Raw genomic sequence first — 15,527 nt, 5'->3', positions numbered from 1 at the left:
AAACTCAAATTACGTTATGCGTAACACGCTTACGATAAAAACAATAAGAGGTCGTCATGTCGACAGCACCCCGGTCCGAATCCTTGCGCTACCAGTGCGGCTTCGGCAATCAATTCAGCAGCGAGGCGATGCCGGGCGGATTGCCCCGCGGGCAGAACTCGCCTCAGCGTCATCCGCTGGGCCTGTTTGCCGAGCAATTCTCCGGCACCGCATTCACCGTCCCCCGCGCCGAAGCCCGGCGCACCTGGCTCTACCGTATTCAACCGTCTGCCGCGCACCCTCGTTTTCAGCGACTCGAGCGGCAGATTACCGGTCAACAGCAGGGCCCTGTCACCCCCAATCGCCTGCGCTGGAATGCGTTCGACATCCCCGCCGAACCGACCGATTTCATCGACGGCCTGCACGCGCTGGCCAGCACCTCGTCTGCCGAGCAGGCCGAGGGCGTGAGCGTCTACGTCTACACGGCCAACCTTTCTATGCAGCGCGCGTTCTTCAGCGCTGACGGCGAATGGCTGATCGTCCCCCAGCAGGGTCGCCTGCGCATCACCACCGAATTGGGCCTGCTAGAGCTTGAGCCGCAAGAAATCGCCGTGCTGCCGAGGGGTTTGAAATTCACCGTCGAGTTGCTCGACGGCGCCGCGCGAGGTTATCTCTGCGAGAACCACGGCTGCGCCCTGCGCCTGCCTGACCTGGGTCCGATCGGCAGCAATGGCCTGGCCAATCCCCGGGATTTCCAGGTGCCCCACGCCTGTTTTGAAGACAGCGTGCAGCCCACCGTGCTGGTGCAGAAATTCCTCGGCGAACTGTGGGCGACTACGCTCGGTCATTCCCCCTTCGATGTCGTCGCGTGGCATGGCAACAATGTCCCCTACAAATACGACCTGCGCCTGTTCAATACCCTCGGCACGGTGAGTTACGACCACCCCGATCCGTCGATCTTCACCGTGCTGACGTCTCCGGGCGCCGTCGACGGTCAGGCCAACGTCGATTTCGTGATCTTCCCACCGCGCTGGATGGTGGCGGAAAACACCTTCCGGCCGCCGTGGTTCCACCGCAACCTGATGAACGAATTCATGGGCCTGATCGACGGGGCCTACGACGCCAAGGCCGTAGGTTTCATGCCCGGCGGCGCCTCACTGCACAACTGCATGAGCGCCCATGGCCCGGACAACGCCAGCGCCGAGAAGGCCATGGCCGCCGAGCTCAAGCCGCACAAGATCGAACAGACCATGGCGTTCATGTTCGAGACCGGTAAAGTCCTGCGGCCCAGCTACCACGCGCTGGAAAGCCCACAGCTGCAAAGCGATTACGATGCCTGTTGGGATGGCATCGCCAGAACGTTCAAGCCTTTCGACACGGACAGCCAACGATGAGCACTTCACAGCACCTGCGCAGCTGGGTTGCCAGCGCCAACGACCATCCCGACTTCCCCCTGCAGAACCTGCCCCTGGGCGTGTTCAGCCGCCCCGGTTTCGGCAAGCGCGGCGGCGTTGCCATCGGCGATTTCATTCTGGACCTGCAAACGGCCCTGGAGGCCAGCCTGTTCAACGGCGCCGCGCGCGTGGCCGTCGAAGCCGCCAGCCAGGGGCAACTGAACGACTTTTTCGCCCTGGGCGGTTCCTCCCGGCAGGCGTTGCGCCATGAACTTTTGCACCTGCTCGACGAAAAAACCTGCAACGTGAGCGCTTGCAGGCCATGGGCGAGCGTCTGTTGGTGCCGATGGCTGACTGCAAGATGCACATGCCGGCGCAGGTCGGGGACTACACTGATTTCTACGTCGGCATTCATCACGCGATGAACGTCGGCAAGCTGTTCCGCCCGGACAATCCGCTGTTGCCGAACTACAAGTACGTACCGATTGCCTACCACGGGCGGGCCTCGACGCTGGGTGTGTCCGGGATGCAGGTCAAGCGCCCCAGCGGGCAAACCTTGAAGCCGGGTGCCGAGGCGCCGGATTTTGGGCCGAGCAAACGCCTGGATTACGAGCTGGAAGTGGGCGTGTGGATCGGGCAGGGCAACGAGGCGGGCGAGCCCGTCGCCATCGGCAGGGCGGGCGAGCACATCGCCGGTTTCTGTCTGTTGAACGATTGGTCGGCCCGGGACCTGCAAGCCTGGGAATACCAACCGCTGGGGCCGTTTCTGTCGAAGAGTTTTGCGACGAGCATTTCGCCGTGGGTGGTCACGGCCGAAGCCCTTGCGCCTTTTCGCGCGGCTCAACCGGTGCGCCCCGAGGGTGACCCGCCGCCGATGGACTATCTGTTCGATGAGCAGGATCAGGCCGGCGGAGCGCTGGACATCGAGCTGGAAGTGCTGCTGCTCACTGCGCGGATGAAAGAGCAGGGTATCGCGCCCCAGCGTCTGTCCCTGAGCAACACGTTGAACATGTACTGGACCGTTGCGCAGATGGTGGCCCACCACAGCGTCAACGGCTGCAAGCTGCAAGCCGGCGATCTGTTCGGCACCGGCACCTTGTCAGGCCCGCAGCCCGGCCAGCTTGGCAGCCTGCTGGAAATGACCGAAGGCGGAAAGCGCGCCGTCGAGTTGCCCAACGGCGAGACGCGAACCTTTCTGGAGGCCGGCGATGAGGTGATCCTCAAAGCGCGCTGCCGCAAGGACGGAGAAGTGAGCATCGGGTTTGGCGAATGCCGTGGGGTTGTGATTGGGTGAACCCAGTCCTACGGACACAGCGCATGCTTTTAGTAGGACCGGCTTCAGCCGGGAAGAGGCCAATGTGTACAGCCCAGATTTGCGGTGTGCCGCCTGACGTTTTCCCGGCGAGAGCCAGTCCTACAAAGATTAGCTAAATCCGCCCATCAGCGATCCGCTTCGCGGCAAGAACCGTCCCTGCCGTTCCCCCTGAGGCTTGCCCTCGGCATAGCTCAAATGCCCGTTGACCCATACCGCATCAATCCCCTCCGCCGGGCGCTTGGGCTCTTTGAAATCCGCCACATCGCGCACGGTGTCAGCGTTGAACAGCACCAGGTCCGCGCAATACCCTTCGCGCACAAAACCGCGATCCGTCAGCCCGAAGCGCGTGGCGGTCAGTCCGGTCATCTTGTGCACGGCGGTGTGCAGCGGGAAAAGCCCTACGTCCCGACTGAAATGCCCCAGCACCCGAGGGAACGCACCCCACAGGCGCGGGTGCGGGAACGGGTCTTCCGGCAGGCCGTCCGAGCCGATCATCGACAGCGGGTGTTTCATGATGCGCTGCACATCCCTTTCGTCCATGCCGTAATACACGGCGCCGGCCGGTTGCAGTTTGCGCGCGGCGTCCACCAGTGAAAGGCCCCAGTCCGCGGCGATGTCTTTCAGCTCGCGGCCGCCCTGATCCGGGTGCGGCGTCGACCAGGTGATGGTGATCGGGAACGCATCGGTGACCTGCTTCACATCCAGCGTCGAAGAACTGGCCGCATAGGGGTAGCAATCGCAGCCCACCGGGTGGCTCAGCGCGGCGTTTTCAAGGGACGCCAGCAATTGCGGGCTGCGGCCCCAATTGCCGGCGCCCGCGCATTTCATGTGGGAAATCACCACCGGCGATCTGGCGTGACGGCCGATCTCGAACGCCTCGTCCATGGCCTCCAGCACCGGCTCGAACTCGCTGCGCAAATGCGTCGTGTACACCGCGCCGAACGCTGTCAGCTCCTCGGCCAGTTGTTTGACTTCGTCGGTCTCGGCCGAAAAAGCCGAGGCATAGGCCAGACCGGTGGAAAGCCCCAGCGCGCCGTCCGCCAGGCTGTCGCGCAATTGCTCGCGCATGGCGCTGATTTCATCAGCGCGCGCCGTTCGAAAAAGATCGTCCATGTGATTGCTGCGCAGCGCGGTGTGGCCGATCAGCGCCGCCACATTGACCGCCGGTCGCGCCGCGTCCACTGCGTTGCGGTAGTCGATGAAGCGCGGATAAACGAACGCGGAAGCGGGGCCCAGCAGGTTCATCGGATCCGGTGGATCCCCCGCCAGGGAAACGGGTGAGGCGCTGATGCCGCAGTTGCCGACGATCACCGTGGTCACGCCCTGGGTGATTTTCGGCAGCATGGCCGGCTGGCGAATCACCACGGTGTCGTCGTGGGTGTGCACGTCGATGAAACCCGGGGCCAGCACGCGGCCGTCGGCGTTGATTTCTTCGCGGGCGGAGACGTCGTGCAGGTCGCCGATGCGCTGGATGCGGCCGTCGCGCAGGGCCACGTCGGCGCGGTAGCCCGGCGTATTGCTGCCGTCGATCACCAGCGCGTCGCGAATGATCAGGTCGTAAAGCATGGGGTCAGTCTCCAAGGGGCAGGCCGTCGTCGCCGCCGCGGTAGTCATCCAGGGCGAGCTTGATCCGCCTTAGCCGTTCGCGGTTGGCGTCGGGCGCCGTCAGCGCCAGTTCGGTGGCCAGCACGTCGATGGTCAGCAGCATGCCGTAACGCGCGGCGGTGGGTTTGTAGATGAAATGGGTTTCGGCGATCTGCAGCGGCAGCAGCACATCTGCGCGTTCCGCCAACGGTGAGCCGGGCAGGGTGATGGCGAGAATCTTTGCGCCGTAGCTGCGGGCCAGATCCACTGCATCGAGCAGTTCAGGGGGCGCCCGCTCAGGGAGCAGACGATCACGCTGTGCTCGGGCCCGAGGGTCGCGGCGATGAGCCGCATCATCACCGGGTCGCGGCTGGCGGCAATCGGATAACCGAGCCGCACCAGTCGGGTCTGCAGTTCTTCGCTGCACAGGCTGGACGCGCCGCCCATGCCAAAACTGTGAATCATCCGCGCCGGCGTCAGCAAAGCCACCGCCGCCTGGAAGCGCGATTCATCGAAACCGGCCAGGTGCTGACGCAGAGTAGATTCAATGTCGCCGACGATTTGGGTGAAAAACGCCGACTGTTCCGGCGCCTGTTCCGCGGTCAGGAAGCGGTTGCCCACGGCGCTGGCCTGGGCCAGTTGCAAGCGCAGGTCGCGCAGGTCCTTGCAGCCCACCGTGCGGGCGAAGCGCGACAGCGTGGCGCTGCTGACCTCGGCGCGGGCGGCGAGGTCGTCGAGGCTGGCGCTGGCGGCAAACGCCACGTCGCTGAGCACCAGTCTGGCGATGCGGCCTTCGCCGGCGCTGAACGACTCCTGACGGGCGCGGATCTGGTAAAGAATGTCCACTCAGATCACCTGCGCCAGCCCGAGGGTCAGCACGAAAGCGATCACCGAAATCAGCGTCTCCAGCACCGTCCAGGTCTTGAAGGTCTGTGCCACGGTCATGTTGAAATACTCCTTGATCAGCCAGAACCCGCCGTCATTGACGTGGGAGAAAATCACCGAACCCGCGCCGGTCGCGAGCACCAGCAGCTCCGGATGGGGATAGCCCAGACCCAGCGCCACGGGGGCCACGATGCCGGACGCGGTGGTCATCGCCACCGTGGCCGAGCCGGTGGCGATGCGCATCAATGCCGCAAACAGCCAGCCCATCAGCAGCGGCGACAGGTGAAAGTCCTGCGCCAGGCCGACGATCTCGTTGGTCACGCCGCTGTCGACGAGAATTCGGTTCAGACCGCCGCCTGCGCCGACCAACAACGTAATGCTGGCCGTTGGCGCCAGGCATTCCTGGGTGAATTTCAGGATTGAATCGCGGGAAAAGCCCTGGGCGATACCCAGTGTCCAGAAGCTTAGCAACGTGGCGAGCAGCAGCGCGATCACCGAGTTGCCGATGAACAGCAGGAAGCTGTTGAAGCCGCTCCCCGGCGTGGAAATCAGATTGGCCCAGCCACCCAGCAGCATCAGCACCACCGGCAACAGAATGGTCGCCATGGTGATGCCGAAACCTGGCAACTGGACGCGGGGTTCACGGTCGAGAAATTGTTTGGCGAGCGGGTTTTCGTCGGGCAAATGAATGTGCGGCACGATGAAGCGCGCGTAGACCGGGCCGGCAATGATCGCGGTGGGGATGCCGATGAGGATGGCGTAGAACAGGGTCTGGCCGACTGACGCCTGGTACGCCTGCACCGCCAGCATCGCCGCAGGGTGCGGCGGCACCAGGGCGTGGACCACAGAAAGGCCGGCGACCATGGGCAGGCCGACCATCAGAATAGACACGCCGACCCTGCGCGCAACGGTGAAGGCGATCGGCACCAGCAGCACGAAACCTACTTCGAAGAACAGCGGCAGCCCCACCAGAAACGCGATGCAGACCATCGCCCAATGGGCGTTACGCTCGCCGAAGCGGTCAATCATCGTGCGCGCCACCTGCTCGGCGCCGCCGGACTCGGCCATCATTTTGCCGAGCATGGTGCCCAGCGCCACGACCAGCGCGATGTGCCCCAGCGTCTTGCCGACGCCGCCCTCATAGGACGCGACGACGGCATTGGCCGGCATGCCGGCGACCAGCGCGAGGCCGACGGACACCAGGGTGATGACGATGAACGGATTGAGGCGAAAGCGCGCGATGAGCACGATCAGGGCGATGATCGCGACGGCGGCATAGACCAACAGAGACAGGCCGGTTGACGGAGGCATGCAACGGATTCCTTGCTGAGAATGAGGGGGTCAGGGCTTGGGCGGCGGCGGGGCTGAGCCTGTCGAGCTACAACAAAGCAGGACTCACCCGCGCAATGGCGTTAACCGGTGCGCAGCCAGGCGGTGAAAACGATCTCGGCATTGGGTGTTGCAGGCGCCATGAACGGCGAAAGAAGAGCAGGGGCGGGACGATCACAGGCAGTCATTATTGTTATCTCTGATTTCGTGATGGAAAGTAAATTACACGAAGCAGGATAAAAAGATCAATTCATGAAAATTAATTTCTCTCAGATGTTTTGCCTTGCGCCCCATCCATTTGTGGGAGCACGGGTTGCCTCAGGATTTCGGCCGGTTGGTTGGACGTGTGGGAGTGACCGGGGTGGCGTTCCACCTTGCTGGCGAATGCGGTTTATCCAGCGAAGAAAATTCATTGGCTGAACTGCCTTCTTCGCGAGCAAGCTCACTCCTACAGGTCTCTGTGCGCGACCTTTATTTCCCGGTCGATGCAGTCAATTTGTAGGAGCGAGCTTGCTCGCGAAGAGGCCAGACAGCCAGCCACTTTCTCTGGGGAAGGACAGTCAGCCTTCGCGAGCAAGCTCGCTCCCACATGATCGTGGGTGACTTGAGATTTCGAACCATGCCGAGACTTGTGGGAGCGAGCTTGCTCGCGAAGGGGCCAGGACAGCCAGCCACTTTCTCTGGGGAAGGACAGTCAGCATTCGCGAGCAAGCTCGCTCCCACAGGATCGTGGGTGACTTGAGATTTCGAACCATGCCGAGACTCGTGGGAGTGAGCTTGCTCGCGAAGGGGCCAGGACAGCCAGCCCCTTTCTCTGGGGAAGGACAGTCAGCCTTCGCGGCCGCTTCATGCCGCAGTGAACCGCTCCCGATACGCCTGGGGCGTCACTGATACCGCGCGCATGAAGCTGCGCCGCAACGTCTCTTCCGTACCAAACCCGCAGCGGTCGGCGATGCGCTTGATCGGCAGCGCACTGTCCCCCAACAGACGCCGTGCCGCTTCGACGCGCAATTGCTCGATCGCCCGCGCCGGCGTGTTGCCGGTGTGGGCGCGGTAGTGGCGGACGAAACTGCGCTCGCTCATGCCCACCTGCGCCGCCAGCGTGCCAACCGACAGGTCACTGGCCAGATTGTCGAGAATCCAGGCGTGCAGGTCGCCAAAGCGGCTGCCTTGATCGCGGGTCTGGTGCTGCATCGACAACGCCGTGCTGAACTGCGATTGCCCGCCCGGGCGCTTGAGAAACACCACCAGATCCCGCGCCACCGCCAGCGCGATGTCCCGCCCCAGGTCCGCTTCAACCATCGCCAGTGCCAGATCAATCCCCGCCGTCACCCCGGCGGACGTCCACAGTTTGTCCTCGTTGATGAAGATCGGGTCCGGATCGACGCGCAGGTGCGGAAAACGCCGCGCCAGTTCATCGCAACTGTCCCAGTGGGTGACCACCCGATGGCCGTCCAGCACGCCGGCGGCCGCCAGCAGAAATGCGCCGGTGCACACCGACGCCACGCGCCGGGCACTGAGGGATTGCGTTCGCACCCAGGCCACCAGAACCGGGTCCAGCAGCGCGGCATGGACCCCGCCGCCACCGGCGATGATCAGCGTGTCCGAAGGCGTGGACGGCAGCGGGTGAGTGAGCATGCCGAGTCCGGCGGAAGACGTGATGCCGCCGGGTGCGCTTGCAATGACTTCGGGCCGGTAGGGGATTTTTTCAGGCCCGCTTCGTGCGCCATGACGTTGGCCGAGGCAAACACCTGCAGCGGTCCGGTGACGTCGAGCAACTGAACGTTGGGAAAGGCCAGAACATGAACCGGCCGGGGCTGATGAGGCATGGCGCCCTCGTTGTAAAAAATTGGCGTGAATTGTTGGCTTTATGGCGTATCCGCCAGAGGCTAGCTCGCTACAGTGGTTTCGTCCAGGCGCTGGCCCGAGTCCCATCGGCAGCGTCACTTCATACCGTCAGATGAATCACTTCTCGTACAAGGAAACACACCATGACCCTGCATATCGGCCTGCTGGTATTCCCCAACGTCCAGCAACTGGACCTCACTGGCCCTTACGATGTTTTTGCAACCATGCCTGGCGTGGTCGTGCACCTGGTCTGGAAGAACCTCGAGCCGCTGCAGTCCAGCACCGGCCTGACACTGGTACCGACCGCGACCTTCGCCGACTGCATTGACCTCGATGTGATCTGCGTGCCGGGCGGGGTAGGCGTCGACGTATTGATGGAAGATGCGCAAACCCTGGCGTTCATTCAGCATCAGGCTGCCACGGCGCAGTACGTGACGTCGGTCTGCACCGGCGCGCTGGTGCTCGGTGCGGCAGGGCTGTTGAAAGGCCGCCGCGCCACCACTCACTGGGCGTCCCATTCGTTACTGGAGCAGTTCGGCGCGATTCCGGTACGCGAGCGCGTGGTGCGCGACGGCAACCTGATGACCGGCGGCGGCGTGACGGCGGGGATAGATTTTGCCCTGACGCTGATCAGCGAAGTGTTCGATGCCGATACCGCCCGGACCATCCAGCTGCAGCTGGAGTACGCGCCGGCACCGCCCTACGATTCGGGCCGCCCGGATTCGGCACCCGCCAATATCCTTGCCATCGCCACTGATCGCGCCATGCAGGGCTTGCTCGCACGCCGGCAGATTGTCGAGCGCGTTACGGCGGCCATGGATAACGGGACGGTTTAGGTCGAGGATTTATCCAGCGGGATTTCATACCAGCAGAGGAACAGGTCCAGCGCAGACTCGACCACTTCGCGCTGCTTGTCCGGCGCGAGCAGGGGTTCGTTGAGGGTGACTTGCGGCCAGAAAGCAAAGGCCTTGAGCAGCGCGTGAATCTGCGACGCGGCAGACACTGGCTCGACGGCCTTGAGGCGGCCGTCCTGTTGGGCGCCGCGGACCCAGACGGTGAAGGTTTCTTCCCGTTGATTGAGCCGGCTGACCCAGACCTGCGCGCGGTCGGGAGAGTGGATGGTCGCGCCGATGGCCACGCGAGCCAGGTCAATGAAGTTGCTGTCGCCGAGGGTCTTCATCTTCGCGTCGAGCAATTCCCGCAGTTGATCTCGCAGGGGCACCCCGGGCTTGTACACCGCATCAGTCTGCGTCGCGGCACTGGACCACAGTCGGTGAAGCATTTCGGAGAACAGTTCTTCCTTGCTGGGGAAGTGGTTGTACACCGTGCGCTTGGAGACCTCGGCCCGTGCTGCAATCCGGTCCATGCTCGTGACCTCGAAACCGTTATCGAGGAACTCGGCTATCGCCGCCTGAACAATGGCTTCGCGTTTACGGTCGGTCAGTCGCAATGGGGCAGTCATGGGGTCTCTTCTGTGAGGTGAGCCGGGCAACCAAGTCACCCGGCAAGAAAATTACACCGAGCAGTTTACTTCTCTTTGCCCATCGTGCAAGCTTGAAACTACACTGTGTAGTGTAAGAGCAGCTGGAAGCTTCAAGTTTTGAGCTCCAAGCTAAAGCCACAGCGAAAGCTCAAAGCGTACGCCATGCTCTTGCAGCTTGCAGCTTGCAGCTTGCACAGCGCAACGCCACCTTCACCCGTTTTATGGAGTCAGCACCCTCATGGCCTCGATCGAAAAAAACCTGGATTCAAATCCTGCGCTGCCTGTCCTGACTCGGCGCGAAGGTCGCTATTTCAATATCAAGCCAATGGCGCGCTCAAGCGTTGGCAAGACTTTGCGTATCTTCTGGAACGCTCTATTCAACAAACCCCATCACACCCGCCCGGCCGGCGAGATCCCGGTGCAGCCGCTGTCGCGCCAGCAGCTGTTTGCCGCGCCTGACAACACGGTCTACCGCCTCGGCCATTCCACGGTGCTGCTGAAACTGCGTGGCGCATATTTTCTGACCGACCCCGTATTTGCCGAGCGTGCGTCGCCGGTGCAATGGGCCGGCCCCCAGCGCTTTCACCAGCCGCCGATCCTTCTGCAAGACCTGCCGCCGCTCAAGGCGGTGATCCTTTCCCACAACCACTACGACCATCTTGATCACATGACGATTCAGGTGCTCAAGGACAAGGCCGAGCATTTCATTACGCCGCTGGGGGTAGGGGATACGCTGATCGAGTGGGGCGTGCCGGCGGCCAAGGTTCAGCAATTGAACTGGTGGCAGTCGACGGACATTCACGGCATTCGCTTTGTAGCGACCCCGGCGCAGCATTTTTCAGGCCGCACGCTGCGCGACGGCAACCAGACCCTGTGGGCGTCGTGGGTCATCCTCGATGGCGAGCAGCGGATCTTCTTCAGCGGCGACACCGGCTATCACGACGGTTTCAAGTTAATCGGTGAGCAGTACGGCCCGTTCGACCTGACCCTGATGGAAACCGGCGCGTACAACGAAGATTGGCCGGACGTGCACATGCAGCCTGAAGAGACGCTGCAAGCGCACATCGACCTGCGCGGCAAGTGGCTGCTGCCGATCCACAACGGCACGTTCGACCTGGCGATGCACGCCTGGCATGAGCCGTTCGACCGGATTATCGCGCTGGCGTGGGATCGTAGCATCTCCATCACCACGCCAGAAATGGGCCAGCCGTTTTACGTTCAGTACCCCAGCCGAGGCGAGGCGTGGTGGCTGAAAGTGGACAAGGCTGCCGAGCCGGCGGCAGGCCGCTGCGCTAAACAGCGGCACGGTCGCCAGCAGGCCACCAGCCAGGGCTAAAGCGGCTGCTTCAAGGTTTGGCGTCAGTAGGGTCTGCCGGGTGCTCGGTTTCCGGTGGTCGCTGTTGTTCACCACTTTGATTGGCTTGTTTGTGTTCCTCACCGACCTTGCCTGCGTTTTCAGGCTTGTGGTCGAGGTCTTCGCGGTTGGACTCTTTATCAGGCATGGTGCACCTCCAGTGCGCGGTTGAATAAGGGATTTTCGTCGTGCATCTCAATCGTCGATCTGATTAATCAGCATGAGCGCTTCGTCTTTGAACAGCGGTTGTTTCATGCGTTCGGCGAGCATCGCCATCGGCCTTTCACGTTCACAGCTGACCACGGCCGCGACGACGCCTTGCTTGCAGATGAGCGCCAGGAAATCAAATCGCTCCGGCTCGCCGAGGTAAACGATGTCGTCCCAGTCTTCGGCGTGGCCGAGGTAGTCCAGACGCTTTTCGAAATGGTAGGTCCAGAAATACGGCACGTCGGCGTAGTGCAGGTCATCGCCGAGCATGTTGCCTGCCGCGATGCGTGCCTGCTGTTGGGCAAGGCGCCAGTGCTCGATGCGCCGTGGCTGATGACTGAGGGGAAAGTGGCAATGTCACCCGCCGCCCACAGATCTTTGCCCGCGCGCATGCCGTCGTCGACCGCCAGTGAGCCATCGTCTTCCAGCTGAAGACCGTCGATGAAATGCGTCACCGGACTCACGCCGACGCCAACCAGGGCCAGGTCCACTTCCACCCGTTCGCCATTGCTGAGTACGGCTGCTCGCAGCACCTGCTGGCCATCTTGTTCATCACCCTCGAACCGGCTGACGTCGACGTGGGTGCGGAACAGCACGCCGTTTTGCTCATGCAGCGCGCGCAACGCTTTGCCGACGCGCTCGCCCAACTGGCTGGCAAACGGCACCTCGTGATGGGCCAGAACGGTCACGTCGACACCCTGAGTGCGCAACGCCGACGCCGCTTCCAGCCCGATAAAACTGTCGCCGACGATCAGCGCGTGGCTGCCGGGATGGACTGCTGCCAAAATTCGGCGCGCTTCATCACGGCTGCGCAGGGTCAGCACTTGCGGCAGGTCGGCGCCTTCCAGGGGCAACCCACGCGGCTCGCCTCCGGTGGTCACCAGCGCCGCGTCGTAGTCAAAGCGGCGCCCGTCCGCCAGGGTGACGCGCTTGTTGACGACGTCCAGTTTCATCACTTCGCCGTGCACCCGTTCGATGCGGTTGCTCAGGTAGAACCCGTCGTCGCGCAGGGCAGGGATCTCATCGGTTTCCATCTCGGCGGACAGCACAAATTTGCTCAGCGCGGTGCGGTCGTAGCCGGGCGCGGCGTCCCGGTCGATCAGCAGCAACCGACCGTTGAAGCCCTTTTCCCTGAGCGCGCAAGCGGCAGCTGTGCCCGCGGCGCCGGCGCCGATGATGACGAAGCAGCGGCTGTCTTCGGCCAGCGTCGGCGTGTCAGCGGTGACGGGCTGGTCATCGACGTGCACATGGCCATCGATGACGTGGACGGGGTAACGAGTCAGGGCATCCAGCGCAGGCGGTTCGCAGAGATGGCCGTCGTCGATGGAAAATTCGGCCTTGTGCCAAGGGCAGATGAGATGACCGTTGCAGATGGCGCCGTCGGCCAATGGCGCGCCGGCATGGGGGCAGAAGGCTTGAAACGCGCGGACTTCGTCGCCGTGCAGAACCAGCAGCGCCTTGGTTTCGCCAAACTCGACCTGGAGACCGCGATCTCGCTGAATGTCGGTCAAGCTGGCGACTCGATGCAGAGGCATGTGCGCTTCCTCGTGGGCTTTTTTATTGGGCTTAGGGGCTTTTAGTTCGGAGTCGGCGGTCAGGGGAGAGGTTCAGGGAATTATCGGGTGGTCGGTTGGGCGGGCGCTCCATCTGCATTAACTGCAGAAGGAACGCCCGGAGGCCCTGGTGACTTCACCCGGCCAGGCTACCGGGTCAATTTCAGCCGCTGATGCCAGTCGGCGATCGACTCTTCAGGGAATTCCTCGAACTGCTGGTCATTCGGCCCTGCGGCCACTTCCACCCAGGGCGCCTTGGAGTTCAGCAGCAAGTGCGTGTGCTCTGGCGGGATTGGCAAAGAGGTGTCGATGGCGGATGCGAAGGGATGAATCAGCTCAGGCCACTCGGGGCTGAACAACCACAGCCCGCTGCCGCACCGTTTGCAGAAATGCCGTTCGGCGCTGCTGATGTGGGTCTGGTGACCCTTATCGTCGCGCATCTTCGCGTGGTAGATGGCGATGCTGTCCTTGCCTTTGACCTTGAGGCTTTTGGCATCGCCGCCCAGATTGATTGCGTAGCCACCGCCGCCTTGGGTCTTGCGGCAGATCGAGCAGTAGCAGCGTTGATAAGGGTAGGGATGGGCGCTTGTCAGGCTGAATTCGACGGCGCCGCAATGGCAGGAACCTTCCAGATGCATGATTCACCTCCGCTTAAATGTGTGATTGGGCGTAAGGGTCTAGACCGCTCAAGCGGGCGGGGTTCGATGTTTTCTCGAACGGGCGTTCGGATTCTTCACGTGCGGTTGGCTAAAGAAGCCTGCGGCAGCGTCGATAAGCGGTAGTCATCTGACGACTTTGCGTCCCGACCCTACAAGAATGAGCCGACCGTTATGAGCCTACGCAACCTGACCATCGCCCGCCGCGCCGGCCTTGGGTTTACCCTGATTTCCCTGTTGGTCGCGTTGCTCGGCTGGTTCGCCTTGAGCCAGATGTCGACGATTCGCCAGAGCGAGGTGGCCGTCGAAAGCAACTGGATGCCGAGCATGCGGCTGGTCAACGACATCCGCGAGGCCATGCTGCGCATTCGCACGATCTCGCTGCGGGTTGCTCTTGATGCCGATCCGAAAAACGTCAGCGTCTACAAGGGTCAGATGGACGCGCGCGCGAAGATCCTCGACGAGAAACTTGCCAGCCTCGACACCTTTATCGACACCCCGGAAGAGAAGGCGCTGTACGGCAAATTCCGCGCGACCCTGGTCGATTATCAGCGCGGTTTGACCCAGTCTTTTGTGCTCGCCGAGAGCGGAGACCTCAAGGCGCTGAACAAGCTGTTGCTGGTGGACATGAAGACGGCGGTCGACAACTCCGGCGCGCAATTGGGCGAACTCGGTGACTTCTATTCCCATCAGGTCGAGCTCGAAGGCGCCGCCGCAGAAACCCAATACGGCAACTCCCGAAACGTGGTGCTGGTGTTCGTGCTGATCGCGGCACTGGCCACCGTGGTGCTGGCGGTGTGGCTGACCCGCAGCATCGTCCGCCCGCTGCAGGAAGCGGTTGATGCCGCCGAATACGTGGCCAAGGGCGATTTGACCCATGACATTCGCGTCGAGGGCAATGACGAAGTCACTCGCTTGCAGAGCGCGTTGCAGCAGATGCAAACCAATCTGCGCTCGACCCTGAGCCTGATCGGTAACTCGGCAAGCCAACTGGCGTCGGCCGCCACCGAGCTGAATTCGGTGACCGAAGACAGCCATCGCGGCCTGCATCAGCAGAACGCCGAAATCGAACAGGCCGCCACGGCGGTGAACGAGATGACTTCGGCCGTCGAGGAAGTCGCACGCAACGCCGTGTCGACGTCCCAGGCGTCGAGCGAATCGACCACCGCGGCCCGCGACGGCCAGAGCCGGGTCATCGACACGGTTAATTCGATCCAGACCCTGTCCGGCAACGTGCAGCACACCTCGGAACTGGTGCAGAACCTCGCCGATCAGTCCCAGGACATCGGCAAGGTGCTGGACGTGATTCGCTCCATTGCCGAGCAGACCAACCTGCTGGCGCTGAACGCCGCCATCGAGGCGGCGCGGGCGGGTGAGTCCGGACGCGGCTTTGCCGTGGTCGCCGATGAAGTGCGCGCACTGGCCCACCGCACCCAGCAGTCGACCCTGGAAATCGACAAGATGGTCACGACCATGCGCAGCGGTTCTACCGAGGCGCTGGAATCGATGTCGATCAGCCGCACTCGCGCGACCGAAACCCTGGGACTGGCCCAGGGCGCCGGCGAGTCGCTGAACCGGATCACCACATCGATCAACGAGATCTCCGAGCGCAATCTGGTGATCGCCAGCGCGGCTGAAGAGCAGGCCCAAGTGGCGCGGGAAGTGGACCGCAATATCGTCAACATCCGTGACCTGTCGATGCAATCGTCGTCCGGCGCCAACCAGATCAGCGCGTCGAGCAACGAACTGTCCCGGCTGGCGGCGGAGTTGAATCAGGTGGTCACGCGCTTTCGGGTCTGATTGCAAAACTATGGCTGCTTGCTGCTTGGCGCTTGCAGCTTGTAGCTGGCCAACCCTTTCACCTCATTCACTTGCCTGTCGCTGCCCTCGGCTTGCATGATTCGCCCCGACTAATAATTCCTGGCGGGCCGAACCTGCCG

General features: G+C 62.7%; 9 protein-coding genes and 4 pseudogenes. 5 read left to right on the top strand and 8 right to left on the bottom strand.

All coding sequences use genetic code 11. The annotated features are described in order from the left end of the window. Positions 1 to 56 precede the first annotated feature (56 nt). Positions 57 to 1,373, top strand: a complete 1,317-nt coding sequence (hmgA, locus tag JN403_RS20630) for a homogentisate 1,2-dioxygenase (protein WP_205484068.1) — start codon at positions 57 to 59, stop codon at positions 1,371 to 1,373. Further along, positions 1,370 to 2,667: pseudogene (fahA, locus tag JN403_RS20625) on the top strand (fumarylacetoacetase). The gene hmgA and the pseudogene fahA overlap by 4 nt, the downstream one beginning before the upstream one ends. 129 nt (positions 2,668 to 2,796) lie before the next feature. On the opposite strand, the gene JN403_RS20620 reads toward fahA, so the two are convergent. The 4 genes and pseudogenes from JN403_RS20620 to JN403_RS20605 form a co-directional block, all read right to left on the bottom strand. Beyond that, positions 2,797 to 4,254 carry a D-aminoacylase gene (locus JN403_RS20620; RefSeq protein WP_205484067.1) on the bottom strand — a complete coding sequence of 486 codons (1,458 nt, stop codon included), beginning with the start codon at positions 4,252 to 4,254 and terminating at the stop codon, positions 2,797 to 2,799. A gap of 4 nt (positions 4,255 to 4,258) precedes the next feature. Next, a pseudogene (locus tag JN403_RS20615) lies at positions 4,259 to 5,118 on the bottom strand (MurR/RpiR family transcriptional regulator). Further along, on the bottom strand, positions 5,119 to 6,468 hold the full coding sequence (locus tag JN403_RS20610; RefSeq protein WP_122625349.1) for a gluconate:H+ symporter: 1,350 nt from the start codon (positions 6,466 to 6,468) through the stop codon (positions 5,119 to 5,121). An 864-nt stretch (positions 6,469 to 7,332) separates the two neighbouring features. After that, positions 7,333 to 8,315 (bottom strand): annotated as a pseudogene (locus tag JN403_RS20605) (GlxA family transcriptional regulator). 162 nt (positions 8,316 to 8,477) lie between these two features. On the opposite strand from JN403_RS20605, the gene JN403_RS20600 reads away from it, so the two are divergent. After that, positions 8,478 to 9,170: a DJ-1/PfpI family protein gene (locus tag JN403_RS20600; protein ID WP_122625350.1), complete on the top strand. Its 693-nt coding sequence runs from the start codon at positions 8,478 to 8,480 to the stop codon at positions 9,168 to 9,170. On the opposite strand, the gene JN403_RS20595 is transcribed toward JN403_RS20600, so the two are convergent. After that, positions 9,167 to 9,796 (bottom strand): TetR/AcrR family transcriptional regulator, encoded by a 630-nt coding sequence (locus JN403_RS20595; RefSeq protein WP_205484066.1) that lies wholly within the window; start codon positions 9,794 to 9,796, stop codon positions 9,167 to 9,169. The genes JN403_RS20600 and JN403_RS20595 overlap by 4 nt on opposite strands. A gap of 259 nt (positions 9,797 to 10,055) precedes the next feature. Between JN403_RS20595 and JN403_RS20590 the strand changes: the two genes are divergently transcribed. After that, a complete protein-coding gene (locus JN403_RS20590) occupies positions 10,056 to 11,153 on the top strand; it encodes an MBL fold metallo-hydrolase (RefSeq protein ID WP_205484065.1) in 1,098 nt (365 codons plus the stop codon). Positions 11,154 to 11,163: 10 nt separating this feature from the next. Here JN403_RS20590 and JN403_RS20585 read toward each other — a convergent pair whose 3' ends face one another. From JN403_RS20585 to JN403_RS20575, 3 genes and pseudogenes are all read right to left on the bottom strand, one after another. Then, the gene (locus JN403_RS20585; protein WP_163022187.1) at positions 11,164 to 11,319 is read right to left on the bottom strand and encodes a hypothetical protein; all 156 of its coding nucleotides are present in this window, start codon (positions 11,317 to 11,319) and stop codon (positions 11,164 to 11,166) included. A 47-nt stretch (positions 11,320 to 11,366) separates the two neighbouring features. Then, positions 11,367 to 12,913 (bottom strand): annotated as a pseudogene (locus JN403_RS20580) (FAD-dependent oxidoreductase). Positions 12,914 to 13,080: 167 nt separating this feature from the next. Beyond that, the gene (locus tag JN403_RS20575) at positions 13,081 to 13,569 is read right to left on the bottom strand and encodes a GFA family protein (protein WP_205484064.1); all 489 of its coding nucleotides are present in this window, start codon (positions 13,567 to 13,569) and stop codon (positions 13,081 to 13,083) included. A 192-nt stretch (positions 13,570 to 13,761) separates the two neighbouring features. On the opposite strand from JN403_RS20575, the gene JN403_RS20570 reads away from it, so the two are divergent. Next, the gene (locus JN403_RS20570) at positions 13,762 to 15,387 is read left to right on the top strand and encodes a methyl-accepting chemotaxis protein (protein WP_205484063.1); all 1,626 of its coding nucleotides are present in this window, start codon (positions 13,762 to 13,764) and stop codon (positions 15,385 to 15,387) included. The last annotated feature ends 140 nt before the right edge of the window (positions 15,388 to 15,527 follow it).

It is taken from the genome of Pseudomonas sp. 15A4, from assembly GCF_016925575.1.
Classification (GTDB): domain Bacteria; phylum Pseudomonadota; class Gammaproteobacteria; order Pseudomonadales; family Pseudomonadaceae; genus Aquipseudomonas.
This window is presented reverse-complemented; position numbering and strand designations above follow the sequence as displayed.

Excerpts from the sequence above, each read along its gene's own strand:
- hmgA (WP_205484068.1), top strand. The coding sequence starts at position 57 with ATGTCGACAGCACCCCGGTCCGAATCCTTGCGCTACCAGTGCGGCTTC.
- JN403_RS20590 (WP_205484065.1), top strand. The coding sequence starts at position 10,056 with ATGGCCTCGATCGAAAAAAACCTGGATTCAAATCCTGCGCTGCCTGTC.
- JN403_RS20575 (WP_205484064.1), bottom strand. The coding sequence starts at position 13,569 with ATGCATCTGGAAGGTTCCTGCCATTGCGGCGCCGTCGAATTCAGCCTG.
- JN403_RS20595 (WP_205484066.1), bottom strand. The coding sequence starts at position 9,796 with ATGACTGCCCCATTGCGACTGACCGACCGTAAACGCGAAGCCATTGTT.
- JN403_RS20620 (WP_205484067.1), bottom strand. The coding sequence starts at position 4,254 with ATGCTTTACGACCTGATCATTCGCGACGCGCTGGTGATCGACGGCAGC.
- JN403_RS20585 (WP_163022187.1), bottom strand. The coding sequence starts at position 11,319 with ATGCCTGATAAAGAGTCCAACCGCGAAGACCTCGACCACAAGCCTGAA.
- JN403_RS20610 (WP_122625349.1), bottom strand. The coding sequence starts at position 6,468 with ATGCCTCCGTCAACCGGCCTGTCTCTGTTGGTCTATGCCGCCGTCGCG.
- JN403_RS20600 (WP_122625350.1), top strand. The coding sequence starts at position 8,478 with ATGACCCTGCATATCGGCCTGCTGGTATTCCCCAACGTCCAGCAACTG.
- JN403_RS20570 (WP_205484063.1), top strand. The coding sequence starts at position 13,762 with ATGAGCCTACGCAACCTGACCATCGCCCGCCGCGCCGGCCTTGGGTTT.